20 protein-coding genes and 1 pseudogene are annotated in these 23,645 nt (G+C 62.1%); all 21 read left to right on the top strand.

The window, feature by feature from the left end; genetic code table 11:
* Nucleotides 1-132, top strand: a pseudogene (locus tag JMV54_RS09675) (integrase core domain-containing protein); the annotation flags it as partial.
* A gap of 396 nt (nt 133-528) precedes the next feature.
* Nucleotides 529-960 (top strand): division/cell wall cluster transcriptional repressor MraZ, encoded by a 432-nt coding sequence (gene mraZ, locus JMV54_RS09670; RefSeq protein ID WP_201518712.1) that lies wholly within the window; start codon nt 529-531, stop codon nt 958-960.
* Between the two features lie 139 nt (nt 961-1,099).
* The gene (rsmH, locus tag JMV54_RS09665) at nt 1,100-2,071 is read left to right on the top strand and encodes a 16S rRNA (cytosine(1402)-N(4))-methyltransferase RsmH (RefSeq protein ID WP_201518711.1); all 972 of its coding nucleotides are present in this window, start codon (nt 1,100-1,102) and stop codon (nt 2,069-2,071) included.
* Nucleotides 2,071-2,670 (top strand): hypothetical protein, encoded by a 600-nt coding sequence (locus tag JMV54_RS09660; RefSeq protein ID WP_201518710.1) that lies wholly within the window; start codon nt 2,071-2,073, stop codon nt 2,668-2,670. The genes rsmH and JMV54_RS09660 overlap by 1 nt, the downstream gene beginning before the upstream one ends.
* Nucleotides 2,671-2,788: 118 nt before the next feature.
* Nucleotides 2,789-4,579: a peptidoglycan D,D-transpeptidase FtsI family protein gene (locus JMV54_RS09655; RefSeq protein WP_201518709.1), complete on the top strand. Its 1,791-nt coding sequence runs from the start codon at nt 2,789-2,791 to the stop codon at nt 4,577-4,579.
* Nucleotides 4,580-4,599: 20 nt separating this feature from the next.
* Nucleotides 4,600-5,694 (top strand): hypothetical protein, encoded by a 1,095-nt coding sequence (locus JMV54_RS09650; protein ID WP_201518708.1) that lies wholly within the window; start codon nt 4,600-4,602, stop codon nt 5,692-5,694.
* On the top strand, nt 5,691-7,100 hold the full coding sequence (locus JMV54_RS09645; protein WP_201518707.1) for a UDP-N-acetylmuramoyl-tripeptide--D-alanyl-D-alanine ligase: 1,410 nt from the start codon (nt 5,691-5,693) through the stop codon (nt 7,098-7,100). The genes JMV54_RS09650 and JMV54_RS09645 overlap by 4 nt, the downstream gene beginning before the upstream one ends.
* Complete coding sequence (mraY, locus tag JMV54_RS09640) at nt 7,097-8,206, top strand: phospho-N-acetylmuramoyl-pentapeptide-transferase (RefSeq protein WP_201518706.1); 1,110 nt, start codon at nt 7,097-7,099, stop codon at nt 8,204-8,206. The genes JMV54_RS09645 and mraY overlap by 4 nt, the downstream gene beginning before the upstream one ends.
* Complete coding sequence (gene murD / locus JMV54_RS09635) at nt 8,203-9,678, top strand: UDP-N-acetylmuramoyl-L-alanine--D-glutamate ligase (RefSeq protein ID WP_201518705.1); 1,476 nt, start codon at nt 8,203-8,205, stop codon at nt 9,676-9,678. The genes mraY and murD overlap by 4 nt, the downstream gene beginning before the upstream one ends.
* A gap of 74 nt (nt 9,679-9,752) precedes the next feature.
* Nucleotides 9,753-10,988: an FtsW/RodA/SpoVE family cell cycle protein gene (locus JMV54_RS09630; RefSeq protein WP_201518704.1), complete on the top strand. Its 1,236-nt coding sequence runs from the start codon at nt 9,753-9,755 to the stop codon at nt 10,986-10,988.
* Entirely contained in the window at nt 10,985-12,094 is a 1,110-nt protein-coding gene (locus tag JMV54_RS09625; RefSeq protein WP_201518703.1) for a UDP-N-acetylglucosamine--N-acetylmuramyl-(pentapeptide) pyrophosphoryl-undecaprenol N-acetylglucosamine transferase, read from the top strand. Before JMV54_RS09630 ends, JMV54_RS09625 begins: the two co-directional genes overlap by 4 nt.
* A gap of 134 nt (nt 12,095-12,228) precedes the next feature.
* Nucleotides 12,229-13,683, top strand: a complete 1,455-nt coding sequence (gene murC, locus JMV54_RS09620) for a UDP-N-acetylmuramate--L-alanine ligase (RefSeq protein WP_201518702.1) — start codon at nt 12,229-12,231, stop codon at nt 13,681-13,683.
* Nucleotides 13,684-13,685: 2 nt separating this feature from the next.
* On the top strand, nt 13,686-14,612 hold the full coding sequence (locus JMV54_RS09615) for a cell division protein FtsQ/DivIB (RefSeq protein ID WP_201518701.1): 927 nt from the start codon (nt 13,686-13,688) through the stop codon (nt 14,610-14,612).
* A 193-nt stretch (nt 14,613-14,805) separates the two neighbouring features.
* Nucleotides 14,806-16,062, top strand: coding sequence for a cell division protein FtsZ (gene ftsZ / locus JMV54_RS09610; RefSeq protein ID WP_201518700.1), 1,257 nt, complete (start codon nt 14,806-14,808; stop codon nt 16,060-16,062).
* Nucleotides 16,059-16,763, top strand: a complete 705-nt coding sequence (locus JMV54_RS09605; protein ID WP_201518699.1) for a YggS family pyridoxal phosphate-dependent enzyme — start codon at nt 16,059-16,061, stop codon at nt 16,761-16,763. Before ftsZ ends, JMV54_RS09605 begins: the two co-directional genes overlap by 4 nt.
* Nucleotides 16,764-16,792: 29 nt before the next feature.
* Entirely contained in the window at nt 16,793-17,293 is a 501-nt protein-coding gene (locus JMV54_RS09600) for a cell division protein SepF (RefSeq protein ID WP_201518698.1), read from the top strand.
* A 75-nt stretch (nt 17,294-17,368) separates the two neighbouring features.
* Entirely contained in the window at nt 17,369-17,671 is a 303-nt protein-coding gene (locus JMV54_RS09595) for a YggT family protein (RefSeq protein ID WP_230972534.1), read from the top strand.
* Between the two features lie 122 nt (nt 17,672-17,793).
* A complete protein-coding gene (locus JMV54_RS09590) occupies nt 17,794-18,492 on the top strand; it encodes a DivIVA domain-containing protein (RefSeq protein WP_201518697.1) in 699 nt (232 codons plus the stop codon).
* Nucleotides 18,493-18,506: 14 nt separating this feature from the next.
* The gene (gene lspA / locus JMV54_RS09585) at nt 18,507-19,109 is read left to right on the top strand and encodes a signal peptidase II (protein ID WP_201518696.1); all 603 of its coding nucleotides are present in this window, start codon (nt 18,507-18,509) and stop codon (nt 19,107-19,109) included.
* Nucleotides 19,078-20,010 (top strand): RluA family pseudouridine synthase, encoded by a 933-nt coding sequence (locus JMV54_RS09580; protein WP_201518695.1) that lies wholly within the window; start codon nt 19,078-19,080, stop codon nt 20,008-20,010. The genes lspA and JMV54_RS09580 overlap by 32 nt, the downstream gene beginning before the upstream one ends.
* 162 nt (nt 20,011-20,172) lie before the next feature.
* Entirely contained in the window at nt 20,173-23,643 is a 3,471-nt protein-coding gene (dnaE, locus tag JMV54_RS09575) for a DNA polymerase III subunit alpha (protein WP_230972906.1), read from the top strand.
* Nucleotides 23,644-23,645 lie beyond the last annotated feature (2 nt).

Genomic DNA, 23,645 nt, shown 5'->3' with positions numbered 1-23,645 from the left:
CAGCGACGAGAAGCTCTTAAAGCCTGGAACCATCACTACAACTATCATCGACCCCACACCGCCTGCAGTGACCAGCCACCGGCCTCACGCCTCCACACCCGTGTCGACAACGTCATGACCAACTACATCTAGCCGGTAGCAGCCGGTCGTTTCGGCCGACGCTCCACTTTCCTCCCGCCCCAACACTTTTCTCCCGCCCCAACCAAGCCGGTTGGGGCGGGATTGTTTTTCCACGGCGTCGATGCCTGCGTGGTCTCCTTTCTGCGCGATGCCTTCAGTGCACCGTGCCACCACTGGCGGCCACTCGATTGGAGCAAATTGTGTGCCGTCGCTCCCCGCGGCGGAGCTTAGCGGTTCTAAAAGCGCCAAAATGTGGTTTTTTCCTCCACTTCGCACCACCCGCATAATTCAGCGGTACAACCTGAAAATTTCCGCAGTTTTAGGCCTTGAAATCTGCCTTTGTGGTGTGAAGTGGAGTAAAGTGGGGAGTGTTGGTGGAGATGAGTCGCGTCGAGAGGAGGGGCGATCGTGTTTCTTGGCACCTTCTCGCCCAAGCTCGACGAAAAAGGGCGGCTCATCCTGCCGGCAAAATTTCGTGACGAACTGGCTGACGGTGTGGTGATGACCCGCGGTCAAGACCGCTGCATCTACGTCTTCTCGAACGACGAATTTGCCGGGTTTCACGACCGCATCCGTCAAGCCCCCGTCACCAGTAAGCAGGCACGCGACTACCTGCGTCTGCTGCTATCGGGTGCCCACAGCGAAACCCCCGACCGTCAACACCGCGTCACCATTCCCGCGCAGCTGCGCCAATACGCCGGGCTCGACCGCGAACTGGCCGTTATCGGTGCCGGTAATCGCGCCGAAATTTGGGACGCACAGGCATGGCAGACCTACCTCGATGCCAATGAAGCCAGCTTCTCGGAGACCGCGGAGGAGGTGATCCCAGGACTGTTCTAGTTCTGAGCTTCGATCTCGTGCTGTTCGGCGATCTGAGGCACCTTCCCCGGCAGCAGATCACGTCCCGAAGCACCTTCCCCGGCGGCGGGTCGGGAATAGCGCGGGTTCGAGGTTCAGAACAAAGCAGACAGGGGCAGATATGGAAAACACCGCAGACAGCCGCTACGGTGACCCCGCAGCCATCCACACCCCGGTGATGGTCGAGCGAGTGGTCGAGCTGGTATCACCAGCGCTCGAGATCTCGGATGCGATCTACGTCGACTGCACCCTCGGAATGGGTGGCCACGCGGCCGCCGTATTGCGAGCTAATCCGCGGGCGCGGCTTATCGGCTTCGACCGCGACAGTGACGCCATTGCGCTCGCGCAGCAGCGGCTGAGCGAGTTTGGTGACCGGGTCACCACCGTGCACGCCGTATATGACCAGTTCGACGAAAAGCTCGATGAGCTCGGTGTGGCTGAGGTTGATGCGGTGTTTTTTGACCTCGGTGTTTCGTCGCTGCAGCTTGATGAAACCGAGCGCGGTTTTTCTTATATGCGGGATGCGCCCCTCGATATGCGAATGGATCAGTCAGTCGGCATCACCGCCGCTGAACTGCTCACGCAGTCGAGCGAGACCGAGCTACGCGACCTGTTTCGCCGCTACGGCGACGAGCCGCTGGCCGGGCGCTATGCGCGTGCGATTGTCGCCGCACCCAACCCACCGGCAACCACGCTCGAACTTGTCGAAATTTTGCAACAGGCCACCCCGGCGGCCAAGCGCAACGCCGGCCACCCGGCCAAGCGCGTATTTCAGGCGCTGCGCATCGCAGTGAACCGCGAACTCGAGGCGCTCGAGTCGGCAATACCGCAGGCGTTGGGGCGGGTGCGTGTGGGCGGTCGCGTCGTAGTCGAGGCCTATCAATCACTTGAAGACCGCTTTGTGAAACACACCTTCCACGAGGCCACCACGGCCAATGTGCCAGCCGGACTGCCATTTATCCCGCCCGAGCTCGAACCCGAGTTTGTCTCACTCACTCGCGGGGCCGAGCAAGCGGACCACAACGAAGTTGACGACAACCCCCGCGCCAAGCCGGTTCGCTTGCGCGCAGTTGAACGGATCAGGAGTAATTGATGAGCGTGATCGAAACCAGCCGGGTCGTCCGACCGGTCGCGCCCTCCGGGCCCGAAGCACCCGAACGAGGAGCTGAACGCCGTCCCGACCTGCGCGTTATTGAAGGTAAGCGGGCTCGGGGACGGGGCACGCGTCGTGCCGTGGTCTTCGCACTGGCGCTGATCGCCGGGATGCTCGGTGTACGGCTTGCTCTCAGCTTGCTGCTGATTAGCGGTGCCTACACCGAGGATGAACTCGCCAGCCAGCGCGTGCAGGCACAGCGTGAGCGCACCTCGGCACAGGAGCAGATTGACGCCATGGCGTCACCGCAGCACCTGTCAAAGATGGCCACCGATCTGGGGATGGTTCCGGCAGCGGGCGTGCCTTCGCTCGACATCGAGCAGCGCCGCATCATCGGCGGTTCGGACGCGCCTGCCAACCTGCCCGCGATCAACCCCGACCTCGTGCCGAATGCAATCACGAGCGGTGACCGTGACCGTGCCGAGCAAGAGACCCAACAAAAACCTCAGAAGGCCAAGAACCCCGGAGCGTCAACACCGCAGCCGGAGCCCGCTGGCGTACCGTCAGAGTTCGAGCTGAGTTCACCCGACACGCACTAGGTTTCGAACACACCGGACGGTGTGCGAAGGGCCGGGCTGCGCAGCGAGTGGGGATGCAAAAAGCTACGGCAGTGCGCTGCTGCGGCACCGAAATGAACTGTGACCATGGGCGGAGAGCGTGAAGAGTAAGCGTCACCGGCGAGAGCGTCAATGGCGGCTTATCGTGCCGCTTGGCCTCATCATTACGATGCTGGTCATCTTCTGTGGACGACTATTCGACCTGCAGGTGCTCAGCGCTGCCGCCATCAACGAAGAAGCTGACGGCCGGCGCGGTGTCGTCAACTCGCTGTGGACCACGCGCGGTTCAATCGTCGACGCCGAAGGTAGGCCACTGGCCACCTCGGTCGATCGCTTCGATATCACCATCGCGCCCGTGAACATGGTCGACTTCAACCGCTCGAACCCCAAAACCGGCGAGACCGAAGTCGTGACGGTCGATGATTCGCTTCAACGGATCGCCAAAATCACCGGTCAGGATGCCAAGACCCTGCGTGCCGAAATCGACGCAATCCTGGCCGAAGACCCCGACGCAAACTTCGCATATCTGGCGCGGATGGTGCCGCTCGAGCAGTATCAAGAAATCCGTAAGCTCCGCATCCCCTGGGTATACCCGCAGCCGCACCCCAAGCGCAGCTATCCAGCCGGTGCGGTTGCAGGCAATATCGTTGGGTTCAGTGACGCTGCTGGAGAACCCCTGGCCGGGCTTGAACTGCAGTACGACAAGTGCCTTGCCGGTGCGAACGGAAAAGAGATGTACGAGCGGTCGGCCGACGGCGTCGCCATTCCCGGCACCGTGGTCACGGTCGAAAAACCGCGTCCGGGCGGCACGCTTGAGCTCACCATCGACAGCGATGTGCAATATCGCGTGCAGCAGATTCTCGCCGAGCAAGTCACCTATCAGCAGGCTGAGTACGGCACAATCACCGTGGTCAATGTAAAAACCGGTGAAATCATTGCTGCCGCCGAGTATCCAACCGTCGACCCGAACGTGCCCACTGACGCCAATCCTGATGATCGTGGTAACCGCACATTCGGTGCCGCGCTCGAACCGGGCTCGATCATGAAACCGCTCACCGCGGCCATGCTCTACGACCAGGGCAAGGTGGACCCGCACGAAACCATCACCGTGCCCGACCAGTGGCCGCATGACGACGCCAGTTTCGGTGACCACGAGTCACACGCGCCGATTGAGATGAACCTCAACGGTGTGCTCGCGGTATCGTCCAACGTCGGTACGGCAGAATTTGGGTCGCGGCTCTCGCGAGAGGTGCGCTACGACTACATGCGCAAATTCGGTCTCGGCGAGCCGACCGCCGTCGGGTTTAGCGGTGAGGCCGCCGGAACCGTGCACGCCCCGGAAGACTGGGACAGCCAAACCAACTACACCGTGATGTTTGGACAGGGTCTCACCGCCACCGCCGCCCAGATGGCCAGCGCCTATCAGGCCATCGGCAACGGCGGCAAACGGCTACCACTCAAACTCGTGCGCGGCTGCCGCCAAGAAGACGGAACGCTCACGGAAATCCCCGGCGGTGAGTCGGTGCAGGTTGTGTCGCCCGAAGCCGCACGGCTGGCGATTGACGGGATGGAAGCGATGGCGCGGGCCCCCGGCCATGAAGACCTGGCCGTTCCCGGATACCGGGTGGCAACTAAATCGGGTACCGCGCAGACCGTGAACCCCGAAACCGGCACCTACTACCAGGGCACCTACTACACCACGATGGCTGGACTCGCCCCGGCAGACGATCCGCAGTTCGCCGTGCTCGTGGGCATGTACCGGCCGACTAGGATGGTCACCGGTTCCGGGTCAACTCCGGTTGCCTGGCAACAGACCATGTCATATGTGCTCGCAAAGTATCAGGTTCCGCCGTCACCTGAGCCCTATCCCGAAATTGACGCGCGTTATTGAGCACGAACCCACCGAAAGCTATGTCCGAATCTTCTTTACGTCCCCACCATCAGGCCGCTCGTGAGCTCTCAGAGCTGTGCGCACACTTCGGGTTGGAAAGCGACGCCGACCTCGACCAGATCGAGGTAACCGGCGTGACCAGCCGCGTCGAAACGACCCGTGCCGGCGACCTCTACATCGCCATCGACCCAGCCGGCAGCGAGGCAAACGCAATTGCCGCAGCGGTCGAGCGGGGCGCCGTTGCGGTAATCGCCGCACCGCACTGCATCCCCGAACCGAATGTGGATGTACCGATGCTGGTGGTGAGCGACCCCGCGCTTGCGCTTGGCCCAATCGCATCCTGGGTATATCGCACCGCTGAGCACGACTTCCGGATGCTCGTGACCCTCGGCGGTCCACAGCGCGGGGCCGTCGCGCGCTGCGCCGACGCGGTGCTGGCACTGCTCGGGCAGTACCGGGCACTCATGGAGTCGTCAGTCGCGCGCATCAACGATGAGGACGCGGCGAGCATCGCCTCACCCGCACGAGCCGACGATTTGCACGCTCTGCTGGCGAGACTGCGCGAAATGCGCGTCGATACCGCCGTATTTGAGTTTTCCAGCGACGAGATGGCTGGCCATCACCTTGATGAGGTCGAAATCGATGTGGTGACCTACTGTGGCGGACTCGCAGATGAACCGCGCACAAAAGCAATGCTCGCCGACGCGATGAGCCCCGACCACTCGCGGCGCGCAGTGGTACTGGTCAATGACGCGCTTGCCACCCACGCGGTCGAAGAATCGCGGGTTCCGGTAACCACCGTCGGGCTCGGCGTCACCCCCGCCGACTGGCAAGCACGTATTGATCATGCCGGTCGCTTCACGCTTCGCGGCCGCGACGACCGGATCGTGTCAACGGTGGTGCACACCGAAAACGCCGAGGATGCGCGCACCGTGCTGGCACTCGCGCTCGTTGCCCTGGATGAGGCGGGCTGGGCGCTTGAACAGCTCCAGGATGCATTCGACCGCAACGATGGTCTTGACCTGAGGGGCATTATTCCCCGGCCGGCATCCGCGGGCGATATCTCCGCATCCCCGAACCCTTCCGAACCGGAACCGAAAGGCACACTGGCATGATCGAAATGCGACTTGGCGACATAGCCGCAGCCATGACCGGCCGGCTGGTCGGAGCCGACCCGGAGCAGACCGTGTGCGGTGTGTGTGATACCGACTCGCGCAATATCGGCAACGGTGACATCTTTTTTGCAAAACCGGGTGAACACACCGACGGCCACAACTTCGTGCCGCAGGCAGCCGCTGCTGGCGCTGCCGTGTGCGTCGTCGAACGTGAACTCGACGTGGATGTGCCGCAGATTGTGGTGACCGACACGGTCGTCGCACTGGGAGAGTTGGCTCGCGTCGTGGTAGAACACGTGCGGTCACTGGGCCGGATGCGGGTGGTTGCGGTCACCGGCTCAAACGGCAAGACCACAACCAAAAACCTGCTGGCGGCAATTTTTGGTGCGCACGGCAATGTTGTTGCCCCGATCAAATCGTTCAATAACGAGGTGGGTGCGCCGGTGACCTTCCTCAAGGTGGATGCATCCACCGACACGCTCGTAGCCGAAATGGGAGCGAGTGCCGAGGGCGAAATTGCCCGGCTCACCAGGATGGCGCGACCGGATGTGGGCATTGTGCTCGTGGTCGGGCTCGCCCACGCCGGCGAGTTCGGTGGCATTGAAACAACTGCCCGCACCAAATCAGAGATGGTGCGGGCACTGCAGGAAGACGGCGTCGCCGTGCTAAACGCTGACGACCCGCGCGTCATGGCAATGGCCGAATTGACAGCGGCCCGCGTGATCACCTTTGGTCGCTCGGAGGACGCCCAGGTGCGTGCCACAGAGGTCACGGTGGGGCAGCAGGGCACCGAGTTCACGCTGCACGTTCCCGACCATGAACCGGTGCGGGTGCACTTTGCCGTGATCGGTGAACACCACGTGATGAACGCGCTGGCCGCCACCGCCGCGGCGTGGTCGGAAGGAATCGCGGTGCCGGATATCGTGGCCACGCTTGAACAGGTCACGCGCGCCGAGCGTGGCCGCATGGAGCTGCTGGTTCGCGAACCGATCACGGTGATCAACGACGCCTATAACGCCAATCCCGACTCGATGCGAGCGGCGCTACGCACACTCGCACAGATCGCCAAGCCCGGCCAACGCACCGTCGCGGTGCTGGGCGAAATGAGTGAACTCGGTGATCTGCACGTACAAGAACACGATCGGCTCGGTGAGCTCGCGGTACGGTTGGGGATCACTCAGACCGTGGTTGTGGGGCAGGCGGCTCGGCCGCTCTACCTCGCCGCGGTGGCGCAGGGCAGCTGGGATAATGAAGCAACTTTTGCTGCCGATGCCGATGCCGCACTTGAGTTTCTCGAAAGCTACCTGCAACCCGGGGATCTTGTGCTTGTGAAATCATCGAACTCTGCCGGGCTGCTCGCGCTCGGTGACCGAATTGCCGAGTTTGTGAAAGGAACTACTGCGTGATCGCCATTCTGCTGGCCGGCGCGATCGGTTTGCTGTTCACCCTCTTCCTCACGCCGGTGTTCATTAAGGTCTTCAACCGGCTGCGCTGGGGACAGTACATCCGTGAAGACGGCCCCAAAGAGCACTACGCGAAACGAGGCACCCCCACTATGGGCGGTGTGATTTTCGTGCTCGGTTCGGTGATCGCCTATTTCATTGCCGTGTACACCGCCGGAGAGGGCCCCACTGCAACCGGCCTTTTGGCGATGTTCATGATGGTGGGCCACGCCGTGATCGGGTTCGTGGATGATTTCCTCAAGGTGCGCAAACACCAGTCACTCGGTCTGGGCGGCTGGCAAAAAATTTTTGGTCAGGTGATTGTGGCCGCAGTTTTTGCGCTGATTGGGCTGCAATTCGTCAACGCCAACGATGTGCCGGTGATCTCGAGCGCTATCTCGGTGATTCGTGACACCCCCATCGACCTGTTCATGCTGGGTGCTGTGGCGGGCACAGTGCTGGTGGTGCTCTGGATTGTGTTCATCACCACCGCAACCTCGAACGCCGTGAACGTCACCGATGGTCTCGACGGGCTGGCAACCGGTGCATCCATTTTTGCGATCGGTACCTATGGTGTTGTCGGCTACTGGCAGTTCAACCAGCAGTGCGATACGCCCCGGCTGTCACCCGATGTCGCACAGGCCTGCTATCAGGCGCACGCGCCGCTCGATATGACGATTTTGGCGGCGGCTATCGTGGGGTCGCTCGTCGGGTTCCTGTGGTGGAACACCTCACCGGCGAAAATTTTCATGGGTGACACCGGTTCGCTCGCGCTCGGTGGCGCACTGGCCGCCTTCGCGATCATGACTCGCACCGAACTGCTGCTCGTGGTGATCGCCGGGCTGTTCGTGATTGAGACCGGTTCGGTCATCGTGCAGCGTGCCTACTTCAAGGTGACCAAGGGCAAGCGCATCTTCCTCATGTCACCCATTCACCACCACTTCGAACTCAAAGGCTGGGCCGAGCAAAACGTGGTGGTGCGGTTCTGGATTATCGGAGGCCTGCTCGCGGTGCTCGGGCTGGCAATTTTTTACGCTGAGTGGGCAATAGCTGCGGGGCTGACACTATGACCAAAAAACTCGATTCGCTCACCAGCTGGCACTCTGAATGGCAGGGCCTGCGCGTTGCGGTGTTTGGCCTCGGGATGACCGGCTTTTCGGTTGCCGACACGCTCGCCGAGCTCGGCTGCGAGGTGCTCGTCATTGCTGGCAAACCCGATGAAGATCGCCAGCGCATCCTGCAGGTGCTGCAGGTGCCGTGCGTGGTCACCGAAACACAGGATGAGGTGCCACAGCAGCTGCGCGACTTTAACGCCGATCTGGTGGTCACCTCACCCGGCTACCCACCGCATCACGCGCTGCTGCGCTGGGCACAAGACGAGTCAATTCCGGTGTGGGGAGATATCGAACTCGCCTGGCGACTGCGCGACAAAACCGGTACGCCTTCACGGTGGCTGCTCGTGACCGGCACCAATGGCAAAACCACCACTACACAGCTGGCGGCGCACATGGTGGCCGAGTCGGGGATGCGCGTTGCTCCCGCCGGCAATATTGGAATTCCGGTGCTGGATGCGGTGCGCGACCCGCAGGGTTACGACGTGCTCGTGGTCGAAATTTCGAGCTACCAGCTGTACCACACTCACACAGTGTCGCCAGAGGCCGCGGTGGTGCTGAACGTTGCGCCCGACCACCTCGATTGGCATGGCTCGTTTGCGGCCTACCGAGAGGCGAAGGGCCGCGCCTACCACCTGGCCCGTATTGCGTGCGTGTACAACCTCGCCGACGAAACAACCCGCGAACTGGTTGAAGCTGCCGACGTGGTGGAAGGCTGCCGGGCCATCGGTTTTGGCACCGACGTGCCGCCGGTGAGTGCGCTCGGAGTGGTCAACGGGGTGCTTGTCGACCGCGCATTTCTCGATGATCGGCGCACCCGAGCGCTCGAACTCACGACCCTCGACGAGCTGCGCGAGCGCGGTATGAGCGCGAAACATCTCGTTGAAGATGTGCTTGCGGCCGCGGCGCTGGCGCGAGCAATCGACGTGAGCCCCGAACAGATTTCGGCCGCGATTGCCGGGTTTACTCCCGACCAGCATCGAAACCAGCAGGTGCTCACCCACAACGGTATTCGCTGGGTTGATGACTCGAAGGCCACCAACACCCACGCGGCCGAAGCCTCATTGCAGGCCTATCGCAGTGTCGTGTGGATCGTGGGCGGCCTGCTCAAAGGCGTCGATATCGCGCCGCTTGTGGCCAGCCACGCCGAGCGGCTGCGCGCAGCAATCGTGATTGGCACCGATCGTGAACCGGTGCAGACCGCATTCGCCCAACACGCGCCCGAGGTGCCGCTGGTTGCGATCGATTGCGACGACACTGATCGAGTGATGCCACAGGCAGTTGCGGCGGCACTCGAGCTCGCCCAAGACGGCGACACGGTGCTGCTCGCCCCGGCCGCGGCGTCGATGGACCAGTTTGACAGCTACTCCGACCGCGGCGAAAAATTCCAGCAGGCAGTCCGAGCAGCGGTGGCCGACACGAATCAATAACCCAATTAGTCCCGTACCGAATCAGTCCAGTACCGAACCAGCCCACTAGCCCAATCAGCCCGAGGGGAGCCGCGATGAGCCAGCACAACCCGGCCGGTGATGCGCCCCGCGGCTGGGCGTACCGCATCCGCCTTGGCAAGCCCGGTACGCCCGCTGATTTTGATCGCACGATGCTGTGGGCAATTGTGGCGCTGCTCACCGGCTTCGGTCTGGTGATGGTGCTGTCGAGCTCGGCTGTCGAATCATTCGCGGCCGGCAGCGGGATCTCGTCGAAATTTTTGCGGCAGGCAGTGTTCGCGGTGCTCGGGTTCACCGCCATGTATGTCGCCTCGCGTCTGCCCGGACACCTGTGGACCGGCAAAATTGCGGGCCTGCTGCTGGCGGTCACCCTGGTGCTGCAGGCACTGGTGTTCACTCCGCTGGGCATTACCGAGGGCGGTAACCGTGCCTGGCTCGACCTGGGCGTAACCTCGCTGCAGCCCGCCGAGATCGGCAAGATTGCAATGTGCGTCTGGTTTGGTGCGGTGCTACGGATGAAGGGCAAACCAATCGAGCGCTGGCAGCACCTGATTGTGCCCATCCTGCTGCCGGCACTGCTCATCATCGGTTTGGCGATGGCCGGTAAAGACCTCGGCACCGTGATGGTGATGGCCGTCGTACTGCTGGGCACGATGTGGTTTTCGGGTATGCCGCTGCGCTGGACGGTGTGGGGTGTTGTGCTCGCCGCTGCCGGCGCCATTGCGGCCGCCGCAATCTCGCCGAACCGCGTGGCCCGCATCACCGCATTTTTTTCGGGCGATTGCGACTACGAATATTTGTGCTGGCAAACGACACACGGTTTTTATGCGCTCGCCCACGGCGGGCTGCTCGGGGTGGGTCTCGGCAACTCAACTGCGAAATGGTCGTGGCTACCCGAAGCCGATAATGACTACATCTTCGCCATCATCGGTGAAGAATTTGGGCTGCTTGGTGCGATGCTGGTGATCGGCATGTTCACCGCGTTGGCGATTGTGCTGCTGCGGATGTGGCGCAGCGCAGCCGATGCACCCGCCCGAGCCATTATCGGTGGGGTGTTCAGCTGGATCATCTTCCAGGCGTTCGTGAATATCTCGGTGGTGATCGGGCTGCTGCCGGTGCTCGGCGTGCCGCTGCCGTTCGTTTCATCCGGTGGTTCGGCCCTCGTGACCACGATGCTGGCCATGGGAATTGTGCTGTCGGTGAGTCGCGGCACCGATCCGTCCGCTGCCAGCTCGGCTCGCACCAAACCCACCGGTGCAAACCAACCGCGAAAGGAGCCCGTCTCGCGATGACGACCTATTTGCTCGCAGGGGGCGGCACCGCCGGCCACGTTAACCCGCTACTGGCCACCGCCGATGCGCTCCGTGAACGTGAGCCCGACGCCGAGATCATCGTGCTCGGCACCCGGGGCGGCCTTGAAGAACGGCTTGTTCCCGCCCACGGCTACGAACTCAAGCTCATCGAAAAAGTGCCGTTTCCACGCCGGATTACTGGCGCCGCGCTGCGTTTTCCCGGCCGCTTTTTTGGCGCGGTGCGCTCTGTGCGCCGGCTGATTGCCGACCGTGGCGTCGACGCGGTGGTGGGCTTTGGTGGCTATGCGGCAACGCCCGCCTATGTGGCTGCCCGTCGCAAAGTTCCGGTGGTGGTGCACGAAGCCAATGCCATGCCCGGGCTCGCCAACCGGCTCGGTGCTCGCTGGGCAGCACGGGTGGCGGTGGCGTTTTCAAACACGCCGCTGCCGAATGCGGTGACGGTGGGAATGCCACTGCGCAAACAAATCGCGCGGCTTGATCGCGAGGCATTGCGCCCCGAAGCCATCGCCTATTTTGGGCTCGACCCGCAGCGACGCACCCTCGTGGTGACCGGCGGATCGCTCGGAGCCAAACGCATCAACGACGCGATTCGCGAGGCCGGAGCCGAGCTCACCCGCACCCCGCAGCCCGAGGGCGAAACCGAATCGGGGCAAGCCTGGCAGGTGGTGCACATTGTTGGGCAGCTCTCACCGTTTGATGACCCGCAGCTACCGAACTACCACGTGGTTGAATACTGCGATCGCATGGACCTCGCGTTTGCCGCGGCTGACCTGCTGCTTTCGCGAGCCGGTGCATCCACGGTGTCAGAAATTCTCGCCGTGGGGCTACCGGCGGTGTATGTGCCCTATGCGGTCGGCAACGGCGAGCAGGCAAAAAACATCGCTTCGGTGATTGATGCCGGTGCGGCACGCACCGTGGCGGATGCCGAGCTCGATGCCGATTGGATTCGCGCCGAACTGCTGCCGCTCATGCACGATGAGGCGGCAATGGCGCAGCTGGCCACCAACGCCGCCGCGATCGGGATCAATGACGCTGCCGAACGGCTCGCCGAGCTGATCTCGGATGCGATCGGTGAAAGCGCCTAGGCTGAAAAACCGATCGGGCCGGTTGCCAGGTGGGCAGCGAATTCGCTGACGCAGCAGGCACCCATTCAGCCGGCCCGTTAACGCCTCCGGCGCACCGAGATTGCCGGCGGTAAACGTTCAGGAGAGGAATCACCGTGGTAATCAAACCGGATCCGGATGCGCAGATTCCCGCAAAAATCGGGCGCGCGCACTTCATCGGAATTGGTGGTTCGGGGATGAGCGGCATCGCCCGAATGTTTCTTGATGCGGGTGTCGAGGTATCGGGGTCTGACCGTAGCGAATCCGACTACACCCGCAATTTGCGTGCGGCCGGCGCGCAGGTGGCGATCGGGCACGCATCCGAAAACCTTCCTGAAAATGTGGATGCGGTGGTGGTCACCTCGGCACTGTGGCCGGACAACCCCGAACTCGTGGCAGCCCGCGATCGTGGCATCACGGTGCTGCACCGCTCGCAGGCGCTCGTGTGGCTGACCCAAAACTCGCGGTTGATCGCGGTGGCCGGCGCCCACGGCAAAACCACCTCCACGGGGATGATCGCCACGGCTCTCGTCGAGCTCGGTCACGATCCGAGCTTTGTCAACGGCGGGGTAGTGGCGCCCCTCGGTACCAATGAGCGCCGCGGTTCAGGCAGTGAATTCGTCGTTGAAGCCGATGAATCAGATGGCTCATTTTTGTTTTATGACGTGGCGATCGCGCTGATTACCAACATCGACAACGATCACCTCGACCACTACGGCAGCGTGGATGCATTCCAGCAGGCGTTCGTCGACTTCGCCAGTGGCGCCAGCGAGGCAGTGGTGCTCAGCGCCGATGACGAACTGACAGTGGCGCTTCATGAACGACTTGATCACCCGCGCACGGTCACGTTTGGTGCATCCGAGAACGCCGATGTGCGCCTGCTTGAAACCACCCCGATGCAGGGCCGCACCCGACTACGGATCGCCGTTGACGGCATCGAATACGAGGGCGAATTGGCGGTGCCAGGCTTCCACAACGCGCTCAATGCCACCGGCGCAGTGGCTGTGCTGCGTGAACTCGGTATTGACCCGGCCGATGCACTGCGGGGGCTTGCGGCCTTCAGTGGCACGAAGCGGCGCTTTGAATTGCACGACACGATTGACGGCGTTTCGGTATATGACGATTACGCTCACCACCCGCGCGAGGTCGTGGCCGCACTCACCGCAGCACGCGAAGTGGTCGGTGATGGCCGCATCCTCGCCGTGCACCAACCGCACCTGTATTCGCGAACCCAGGCGATGAGCGACGAGTTTGCCGCGGCATACGAGGCGCTCGCCGACCACACGGTGGTGCTCGATGTTGACGGCGCCCGCGAAGACCCGGTGCCCGGCGTCACCGGCGAGCTGGTGGTGCGTGAATTCAAAGATCCGAGCCGGGTTGATTACCGCCCCGACTGGGCTGCTGCCGCCACCCGCGTTGCCGAATGGACCGAGCCGGGCGATTTTGTGATCACGTTCGGCTGCGGCAATGTGAACCTCATCATTCCCCAGCTGCTCGAAGCGCTACACGCACGCGCACCCCGCGCATCCGATTCGGGAGCCGCCGGGGCGGCTTCGGGACAGGCCGAATAGCAGTGGGGATATTCGATCGTTTTCGTAGCGGTTCGGGGGAAGACTGGCCCCCGCGCCGCGACGATGACGATTATGGCTACAGCACCGACGAACGCGAAGCGCCGGCCGCAGCCAGTGCCGAACGCGACCGCATCGAGCTCGATAGCAACAAACGCACCACCGACTCGCCACTACCATCGCTGCGACAGGCGCGCCGCGCTCGCAAACAACTCGAGCGTGACGAGGTGCGCCGCTTCACCCGCCGTGCCCGCACCCGTCGCAATGTGTTGTGGGGCATTGCGGGGCTGACCGCCTTTGTCATCGCTTTTGTGGCGATCGGAGTGTTCACGCCGCTGTTCAGCGTGCGCGAGGTGGCCGTTACCGGAGTGGAGCGCGCTGATCGGGATGCAATCGAAGCATCACTGAAACAGCTCGAGGGCCAGCCGCTGGCACAGGTAACCGATGCCGATGTGGGTGCGCTGCTCGATCAATTTGTGCTGGTGCAAAGCTACTCGGTGCGCACCGAGCCACCCTCGACACTCGTAGTTGATGTGGTAGAGCGCGTACCGGTGGGAGCGATCGCCGGTGATGACGGTGCCGTCATGGTGGATGCGGTTGGTACTGAGCTCTGGCGGGCAGATCAACTGCCCGAAGACATCCCGGTGCTTCGCGTGAGCAGCGTCGACGCGCCCGGATTCCAGGCGGCTGCCAAGGCATCCATCGCGCTCGATCATGAGTTCCGAAAAAAGGTTGCCGATATATCGGCAAACACGCTCGACAGCGTCACCCTGACGCTGCGGGACGGCACACTCGTGGTGTGGGGGAGCGCCGAGGATTCCGACCGTAAGGCGCAGGTGCTTGAAGCGCTCGTAGCCGCATCCGGCGGACAGCCCGCATATTTTGATGTGTCGAGCCCGGATAACCCGGTGTCACGCGATACGCAACCGTAGTGGGTGCAGCCGTACCGCGCATCCGGTAAAAGTTTCAACCCCTGGTTGAGGCAAGTTGCACGCTTCGGGCAACACGCGCGAGGTCTCGCTGAGCTCAGCGACCAAACGGCCATAACGTTACAACCAACAATCGTCCGCGACCGGGTTTGTGCCCGCTACGGGGCTCAACCACCCAACGACAAGGGGTCACGCAGTGTCGAACACCACTTCTGCCAACACGAACAACTACCTCGCCGTCATCAAGGTCGTCGGCGTTGGTGGCGGCGGCGTGAACGCCGTCAACCGCATGATCGAGATCGGCCTGCGTGGCGTCGAATTCATTGCGGTAAACACCGACGCGCAGGCCCTCATGCTTTCGGATGCGGACGTCAAGATCGACATTGGTCGTGAACTGACCCGCGGCCTCGGTGCCGGTGCCGACCCAGAAATTGGTCGCCGCGCCGCCGAAGAGCACGTCGAAGAAATTGAGCAGGCGCTCGCCGGTGCTGACATGGTGTTCGTTACCGCCGGTGAGGGCGGTGGCACCGGCACCGGTGGCGCGCCGGTGGTGGCACGCATTGCCAAGTCAATAGGAGCGCTGACGATCGGCGTCGTGACCAAGCCCTTCAGCTTCGAGGGCCGTCGCCGTATGGATCAGGCCGAAACCGGTGTGACCGCGCTGAAAGACGAGGTCGACGCGCTGATTGTGGTGCCCAACGACCGACTCCTGGAGATCAGCGACCGTGGCATCTCAATGCTCGAAGCATTTTCGACCGCAGACCAGGTGCTGCTGGCCGGTGTGCAGGGCATCACCGACCTGATCACCAACCCGGGTGTCATCAACGTTGACTTCAACGACGTCAAGTCGGTGCTGCAGGGGGCCGGTTCGGCGCTCATGGGTATCGGTACCGCGCGTGGCGCCGACCGGTCGGTCAAGGCTGCCGAGCTGGCGGTGGCATCACCGCTGCTGGAGACCTCGATCGAGGGCGCACACGGCGTGCTGCTGTCGGTGCAGGGCGGTTCAAACCTCGGAATGTTCGAAGTGGCCGAGGCTGCTCAGCTGGTGCGCGACGCGGTATTCGACGGCGCCAACATCATTCTCGGTACCGCCGTTGATGACACGCTCGGCGATGAGGTGCGCGTCACCGTTATCGCGGCCGGCTTCATTGGTGGCGACCCGAAGGCTGCCGCTCGCGGCGAAGAGCTGGTGAAGCCAGAACCGAAGGCTGAGGGTGCGCCCCTGTCGCTGCCCACAGTGGCCGAAGCCACCGCTCGTAACATCGAGCCCGTTGATGAGTCGGCAGAACCGGCAGCTAAGCCCGCTTCGACCGCCGAGGAGGCCGCTCCGCGTCTGGAGCAGACTCCGGCTTGGAGCACCGCCGAGCAGCCCACGGTTGCGCCGCGCCAGAACGACAACCCGTTCGATGATGATGACAGCAGCGGTCTCGACATCCCTTCGTTTTTGCGATGAGCACGGTGATTGATGCCGCGGCCGTCGCCGAACGGCTCGAACGGGTGCGGGGTGAAATTGCCGAAGCTGCGCGTGAGGCGGGCAGGTCGAGCGATGAACTGACACTCATCGTGGTCACCAAATATCAGCCGCTCGAACTCATCGATGTGCTGGCTGAGCTGGGTGTGCGTGATTTTGGCGAAAACCGACACCCCGAATCGCGCAACAAGGCCCAGCGCATTCACGAGCTGGGAGCCGGACGCCTGCACTTCATTGGCCAGCTGCAGCGCAACAAGGCTCGCCAGGTGGGACGCTACGCAGATGCGGTGCACTCTATCGACCGTGAAGAGCTTGTCACCGCGCTGTCGACGCTCGACCGTGGCGAAGCCGGTGCACTCGACGTGCTGATGCAGCTCTCGCTCGACGGCGACCCCGATCGCGGGGGAGTGCCGCTTGCCGAAGCTGAGGCGCTTGCCGAAAAAATCGCCGCAACCCCCACCATTCGCCTGCGCGGTGTGATGGCGGTGGCACCATTGGGCGCCGACCCGCTCCCGGCATTTGAGCAGGTGCGGCTCACTTCTGAGCGGATTCGAGCGATTGTGCCGGATGCGGAATGGATTTCGGCGGGCATGTCGCATGACTTCCACTCAGCGATTTCACAGGGTGCGACACACCTGCGAATCGGCACGGCAATCACCGGAAATCGGCCCACCGCCCCGTAACGTATTTGCAGAAACGTCAGGAGGCACACATGGGAAACCCGCTTCGTAACGCAATGGTTTACCTCGGGCTCGCCGAGGAAGCCGACAACCAGAACGACCGCCAGGGGCAGGTCGCTCAGTCGACGGCGAACGCTGAAACCGACCGCGTAGAACCGGTTACCGAGCGCGCCACCCCGGCCCCTGTAACCCCCATTAACCGGGCGTCCGCGCCGCACGCGACCCCCGTGGTGAAGCCGACCCCCGCGGCACCAAAGATGAACGAGATTCTCACCGTCCACCCGAAGGCCTTCGACAACGATGCCAAAGTGATTGCCGAGCACTTCCGTGACGGTGTGCCGGTCATCATGAACCTGTCGCAGATGAGTGACGGGGATGCACGCCGAATCATCGACTTTGCTTCGGGTCTCGCGCAGGGGCTCCTCGGCAAAATCGAGCGCGTCACCAACCGTGTCTTCCTGCTGACACCCGAGCACGTGAACGTTCACGATGATGAATCGGGTCAGGCTGACGACAACACCTTCTTCAGCTAATTTAGTTAACGTGCCTCATTGACGGTGTGCCCACGGGCGCACCGTCAATCTCGTATTTGACAGGTTGGAACTCACTTGCATCTGTTGTGGATCACACTGTTCTACGTCATCGGTATCTACACGGCGGTGATGTGGGCGCGCCTGATTATTGATTGGGCCATGGTGCTCGCACCGCGGTGGCGACCAAAGGGCCTGCTGCTGGTGCTGGTCGACCTCGTTTTCCGGCTGACCGATCCGCCGCTGAAGCTACTGCGCAAATGGATTCGGCCGCTGCGGGTGGGAAATATCGCCCTCGATCTTTCATGGCTTGTGGTACTCATCGCGCTGAATCTGCTGAGCTATTTTGCGAGCTATATGGCCGTGGTGAGTTCACGGTAGCGGCGAAAATTGAGCAGACAATGTGACGAATGTTGTGGTTGTGACGTAAGGTTGTCGATGTAGATCGAGATCTGTCTCGGTACCGAGCTGTTTTCTAATCAACCAAGAGAGAGGCCCGACTCATGGCGCTTACGCCGGAAGATGTCGTTAACAAGCGGTTTCAGCAGACGAAGTTCCGCGAAGGATACGACCAGGACGAGGTTGACGACTTTCTTGACGAGGTGGTCGCCGAATTCCGTCGACTGATCACCGAAAACGAGCAGCTCAAGGCCGAAAACGAGCAGCTCAAGGCTGGCGGTGCTGGCGAAGCCGCACCCGTCGCAGACTTTGCTCCGGAAGCTCAGGAGGAAGCTCCGGCTCCGGCACCCGTTGCTGAGCCCGTGCCGGCTGTCGCTCCAGAAGCCAGCGGTGACGAAGCTGGCGAATCACAGTCGCTGCTCGTGCTGGCGCGTCGCCTGCACGACGAGCACGTCGCCGAGGGTACTCGACGCCGCGACCAGATGATCGCCGAGGCAGAGGCCAATGCCAAGCGCATTGTTGATGACGCCAACTCGCAGGCCCAGGCCGTAACCGAAGAGGCCGAGACCAAGGCAACCCGCCTCGTGGCTGACGCCGAAAACCGCGCACACACGCTGGTCAGCAACGCCGAGACCCGCGAACGCGATATCACCACCCGCCTCGAAGCATCGCAGCAGAAGCTCGAGGAGCGTATCGAAGAGCTCCGCGTGTTCGAACGCGACTACCGCACCAACCTGCGCAGCTTCATCGAGGGCCAGCTCAACGACCTCAACGCCTCGGGTGGCGGCGAGGCTGACGCCTAATAGCAAAATCCGGAGTGACTGAATTTAACACCGCGCCGCGACCCGCGGCCAGCGCAAGGCATATCGCATTGCTGGTCGGGGTCGCGGCCGTGTTGTTGGCGGCCGATCAGCTGATCAAGCAGCTCGTTGTCGACCATATGGTCGAGGGTCAGCGCATCGAAGTGCTCGGCGAAATACTGCAAATTCATTTTGTGCGAAACCCCGGCGCGGCCTTTTCCATCGCTTCAGGGATGACCTGGATTTTCACCATCATTGCCGCCGTGGTGGTCGCGGTTATCGTGGCAAACGCGCGGCGTATCCGCTCGGTGTGGTGGGCCATCGTCCTCGGCCTCGTGCTCGGCGGCACCCTGGGCAACCTCGGTGATCGGCTCTTCCGGGCACCGGGTACCTTTGAAGGGCACGTGGTTGACTACATTTCGACCCCGTGGATTGTTCCAGCCATCTACAATCTCGCCGATATTGCGATCGTCGGCGGCATGATCACGGTCGCGCTGCTGACCATCCTCGACATTGGTTTTGACGGAGAACGCGGCACGGCCAAAGCGAAGGCTGCCGCCACCCGCGCCAACTCTGCCGAGGAAAGCCATGAAACAGACACGAATTCTGCCGCTGCCTGACGGTCTCGTGGGAGAGCGCGTCGACGCCGGTGTTGCCAAACTCCTGGGTATGAGCCGCAGCCGGGTTGCCGAGATGGCCGCAGCCGGCGACATTCTCGTCGACGGTGTGGCAGCCGCGAAATCCGACCGCCTACCAGCCGGTGCAATGCTGCACGTCGAGTGGGAACCCGAACAGCCCCTGCAGGTCGAGCCCATCCCGGTTCCCGAACTCGAAATCGTTCACGATGAACCATCATTCGTGGTCGTGATGAAACCAGTTGGCGTGGCAGCGCATCCCTCGGTGGGATGGAGCGGGCCGACCGTTCTCGGCGCGCTGGCAGCCGCGGGCTTTCGGATCACCACATCAGGGCAGCCTGAGCGCCAGGGCATCGTGCACCGGCTGGATGTTGGCACCTCGGGATTGATGGTGGTGGCGAAATCAGAAACCGCCTATTCGGTGTTGAAACAGGCGTTTCGTGATCGCGCGGTCGACAAGACCTATCACGCCGTTGTGCAGGGGCTCATGGATCCGCTTTCAGGCACTATTGATGCGCCAATTGGCCGCCACCCCGGTTCGAGCTGGAAATTTGCCGTGGTGGCCGGTGGCAAACCCTCGATCACGCACTACGACACGATTGAAGCGTTCCGTCGCGCATCGCTACTCGAAGTGAAACTCGAAACCGGACGCACCCACCAAATTCGCGTGCACACCTCGGCTCAGGGGCACCCCTGCGTGGGCGATCCGCTCTATGGCTGCGACCCCAAGCTCGCCGCCGCGGTCGGTCTCGACCGGCAGTGGCTGCACGCGGTGGGGTTGGGGTTTGTGCATCCGACCACGGGGGAGTACGTGTCGTTCACCTCGAACTACCCCCGCGATCTCCAGCACGCGCTCGAAGTGCTTCGCCACGGCGTCGAATACTGACAGCGGCGAGTCGGCGCCACCGGCGAGTCGCTACCCCTGCCCGGCGACAGCATCAGCGGGTGGCCGCGCCAACTAGACTGGAGCAATCCCTAACCAGCTACCGGAGGCGCCGTGTCCACGTCCGACTCGTTCGTACACCTGCACAATCACACCGAGTATTCGATGCTCGATGGCGCAGCAAAAATCACCGAGGTGTGCGAGCTGGCCGCTGAAATGGGGATGCCGGCGCTGGCAACCACCGACCACGGCAATATGTTTTCGGCCTACGAGTTTTATAAGGCTGCCAAACAGGCCGGGATCAAACCAATCATTGGCACCGAGGCCTACCTGACTCCGGGCACGCACCGCAGTAACCGCGAACGCGTGCGCTGGGGCAACGGCGGCGGTGACGATGTGTCGGGTGGTGGTGCCTACACCCACATGACCATGCTGGCCGAAACCACGCAGGGGATGCACAACCTCTTTCGGCTCTCGAGCTGGGCGTCGATTGAAGGGCAGTATTTCAAGCCCCGCATGGACCGCGAGCTGCTGAACCGCTTCGGTAAGGGGATTATCGCCACCACCGGCTGCCCATCGGGAGAGGTGCAAACGCGGCTGCGTCTGGGGCAGTACGAGCTTGCCAAACAGGCAGCGGGCGAGTTCCAAGACATTTTCGGGAAAGAAAACTTTTTCCTCGAACTCATGGACCACGGCGTCGAGGTCGAACGTCGTGTGCGGGATGACCTGCTGCGGCTCGGCAAAGAAATGAACCTGCCGCGAGTGGTCACCAACGACCTGCACTACACGCGCAAAGAAGATGCCGTGCATCACGCGGCGCTGCTGTGTGTGCAATCGGGTTCGACACTGGATGATCCAAACCGGTTCAAATTTGACGGTGAAGGCTACTACCTGAAGTCGCCCGCCGAGATGCGGCATCTTTTCCGCGACTTCCAGGATGCCTGCGACAACACACTGCTGATTGCCGAGCGCTGCAATGCCGAATTTGATGAGTCGGCAAACTTCATGCCGGCTTTTCCGGTGCCCGAGGGCGAAACCGAGGCCAGCTGGTTTGAAAAAGAGGTCGACCGCGGCCTGCACTATCGCTACGGCGAGAACATTCCCGCCGAGGTGCGCGAACGGGCCGACTACGAGACCGGCATCATTAAACAGATGGGGTTCCCCGGCTACTTCCTGGTCGTGGCCGACTACATCCAGTGGGCAAAAGAAAACGGCGTGCGCGTGGGCCCCGGACGTGGTTCGGGTGCCGGCTCAATGTGCGCCTACGCCATGCGCATCACCGACCTTGATCCGATCGAACACGGGCTGATCTTCGAGCGCTTCCTCAACCCCGATCGAGTGTCGATGCCCGACTTCGATATCGACTTCGACGACCGCCGGCGCGGCGAAGTAATCCAGTACGTCACCGAAAAATATGGCGACGACCATGTGGCACAGATTGTCACCTACGGGACGATCAAATCGAAGCAGGCACTCAAAGATGCATCCCGGGTGCTCGGCTTCCCCTTCTCGGTGGGTGAAACCCTCACCAAGGCAATGCCCACAGCTGTCATGGGGAAGGATATTCCGCTCGGCGATGTGTTCAACCCCGATGCGCCCCGATATAAAGAGGCGGGGGAGCTTCGCTCGGTTATTGAATCCAGCCCCGAGTTTCAAAAAGTATTCGACACCGCGAAGGGGATCGAGGGGCTCAAACGGCAGTGGGGTGTGCATGCTGCCGGCGTGATCATGTCGTCTGCTCCGATCATCGACGTAATTCCGCTGATGCGTCGCGAACAGGACGGCCAGATCGTCACCCAGTTCGACTATCCGAGTTGCGAGTCGCTGGGCCTGATTAAAATGGACTTTTTGGGCCTGCGCAACCTGACGATCCTTTCGGATGCGATCGACAATATTGCCGAAAACCGGGGCGAAGAAATCGACCTCGAACGGATGCCGCTTGACGATGCCGGCACCTATCGCTTGCTGTCACGCGGCGACACCCTGGGCGTTTTTCAGCTGGATGGTGACGGGCTGCGGGCGCTGCTGCGGCTCATGAAGCCCGACAACTTCAACGACGTTTCGGCAACGATTGCGCTGTATCGCCCCGGCCCGATGGGCGCGAACTCGCACGTCAACTACGCGCACCGCAAAAACGGTCTACAGCCGGTGACTCCCATTCATCCCGAGCTTGAAGAGCCCCTGCGCGAAATCCTGGCTGAGTCGTACGGCCTCATCATCTACCAGGAACAGGTGATGGCCATCGCCCAGAAGGTTGCCGGCTACTCGCTCGGACAGGCCGACCTGCTGCGGCGCGCAATGGGTAAAAAGAAAAAGGCCGAGCTCGAAAAACAATTTGAAAAATTTTCGGCCGGGATGCACGCTAACGGCTTTTCAAAGGCGGCGGTGCAGGCGCTGTGGGACATCCTGCTGCCGTTCTCTGACTACGCGTTCAACAAGGCACACTCGGCGGCATACGGTGTGGTGTCGTATTGGACGGCCTACCTCAAGTGCCACTACGCGCCCGAATACATGTCGGGGCTGCTCACCTCGGTGGGAGACTCGCGCGACAAGCTCGCCGAGTATCTCAACGAATGCCGTCACATGGGCATCCGGGTGCTGCAACCGGATGTGAACGAATCGACACTGCGCTTCCGCGCGGTCGGTGAGGATATTCGTTTCGGTTTGGGCGCGGTGCGTAACGTCGGCGATCAGGTGGTTGCCGACATCGTTGCCGCTCGTGAACGCGAGGGGAAGTTCACCTCTTTCCACGATTTTCTCAACAAAGTGCCGACCTCGGTGACCAATAAACGCACTATCGAGTCGCTCATCAAAGCCGGCGCCTTCGACTCACTGGGCTACACCCGACGCGCGCTTGTCGAAATTCACGAGGATGCAGTCGACGCGGCAGTGGCGAAAAAACGTAATGAGGCGCACGGTCAGGTCGATCTGTTTGCCGGCCTCGAAGAGTTCGCCGAAGAAGAGTCGGCGGTTCCCGAACGCCCCGAATTTTCGCGCCGTGACAAGCTCGCTTTTGAGCGTGACATGCTCGGGCTATATGTCTCCGATCACCCGCTGCGCGGACTCGAAGCCGATCTGGCGAAGCTCGCATCCCATCAGATTCTGCAGTTGACGGCCGAGGATGCACAGGTTGCGGACGGCTCGCAGGTGCAGATCGCCGGCTTGATGACCGTGGTGCAGCACCGCATTGCCCGGCAATCGGGTAATCCCTACGCCATGGTGACCGTCGAAGACTTCGGCGGTGAAATCACGGTGATGTTCCTCGGCAAGACCTATCAGGAGTATGCTGCGCAGCTGAAATCTGACACGATCGCGGTGATCCGCGGCCGGGCACAGCAGCGTGATGACGGGGTTACGATCACCGCACAGGGGGTGACCGTGCCGCAGCTGTCGGTGGGCGACAACCACGCACTCACGATCACCCTGAACGATCGCCAAGCTACTGTGCCACTGGTCACCGAGCTCGACGCCCTATTGCGGCGCAATGCCGGCGAGAGCGAGGTGCGGCTCAGGCTGCGTACGCCCTATGCGATCCGCCGGTTTGAGCTTCCACACCGGGTGGAAAACTCGGGAGCACTGTACTCAGAACTTGTCGCGCTACTCGGGCCGGAATGCCTGGGGGAGCGTCCGTCATAATT

The sequence above is a fragment of the Gulosibacter hominis genome, from assembly GCF_904842695.1.
Classification (GTDB): domain Bacteria; phylum Actinomycetota; class Actinomycetes; order Actinomycetales; family Microbacteriaceae; genus Gulosibacter; species Gulosibacter hominis.
Note: the sequence above shows the minus strand (reverse complement) of the source record. Positions and strands in the feature narration are given on the sequence as shown.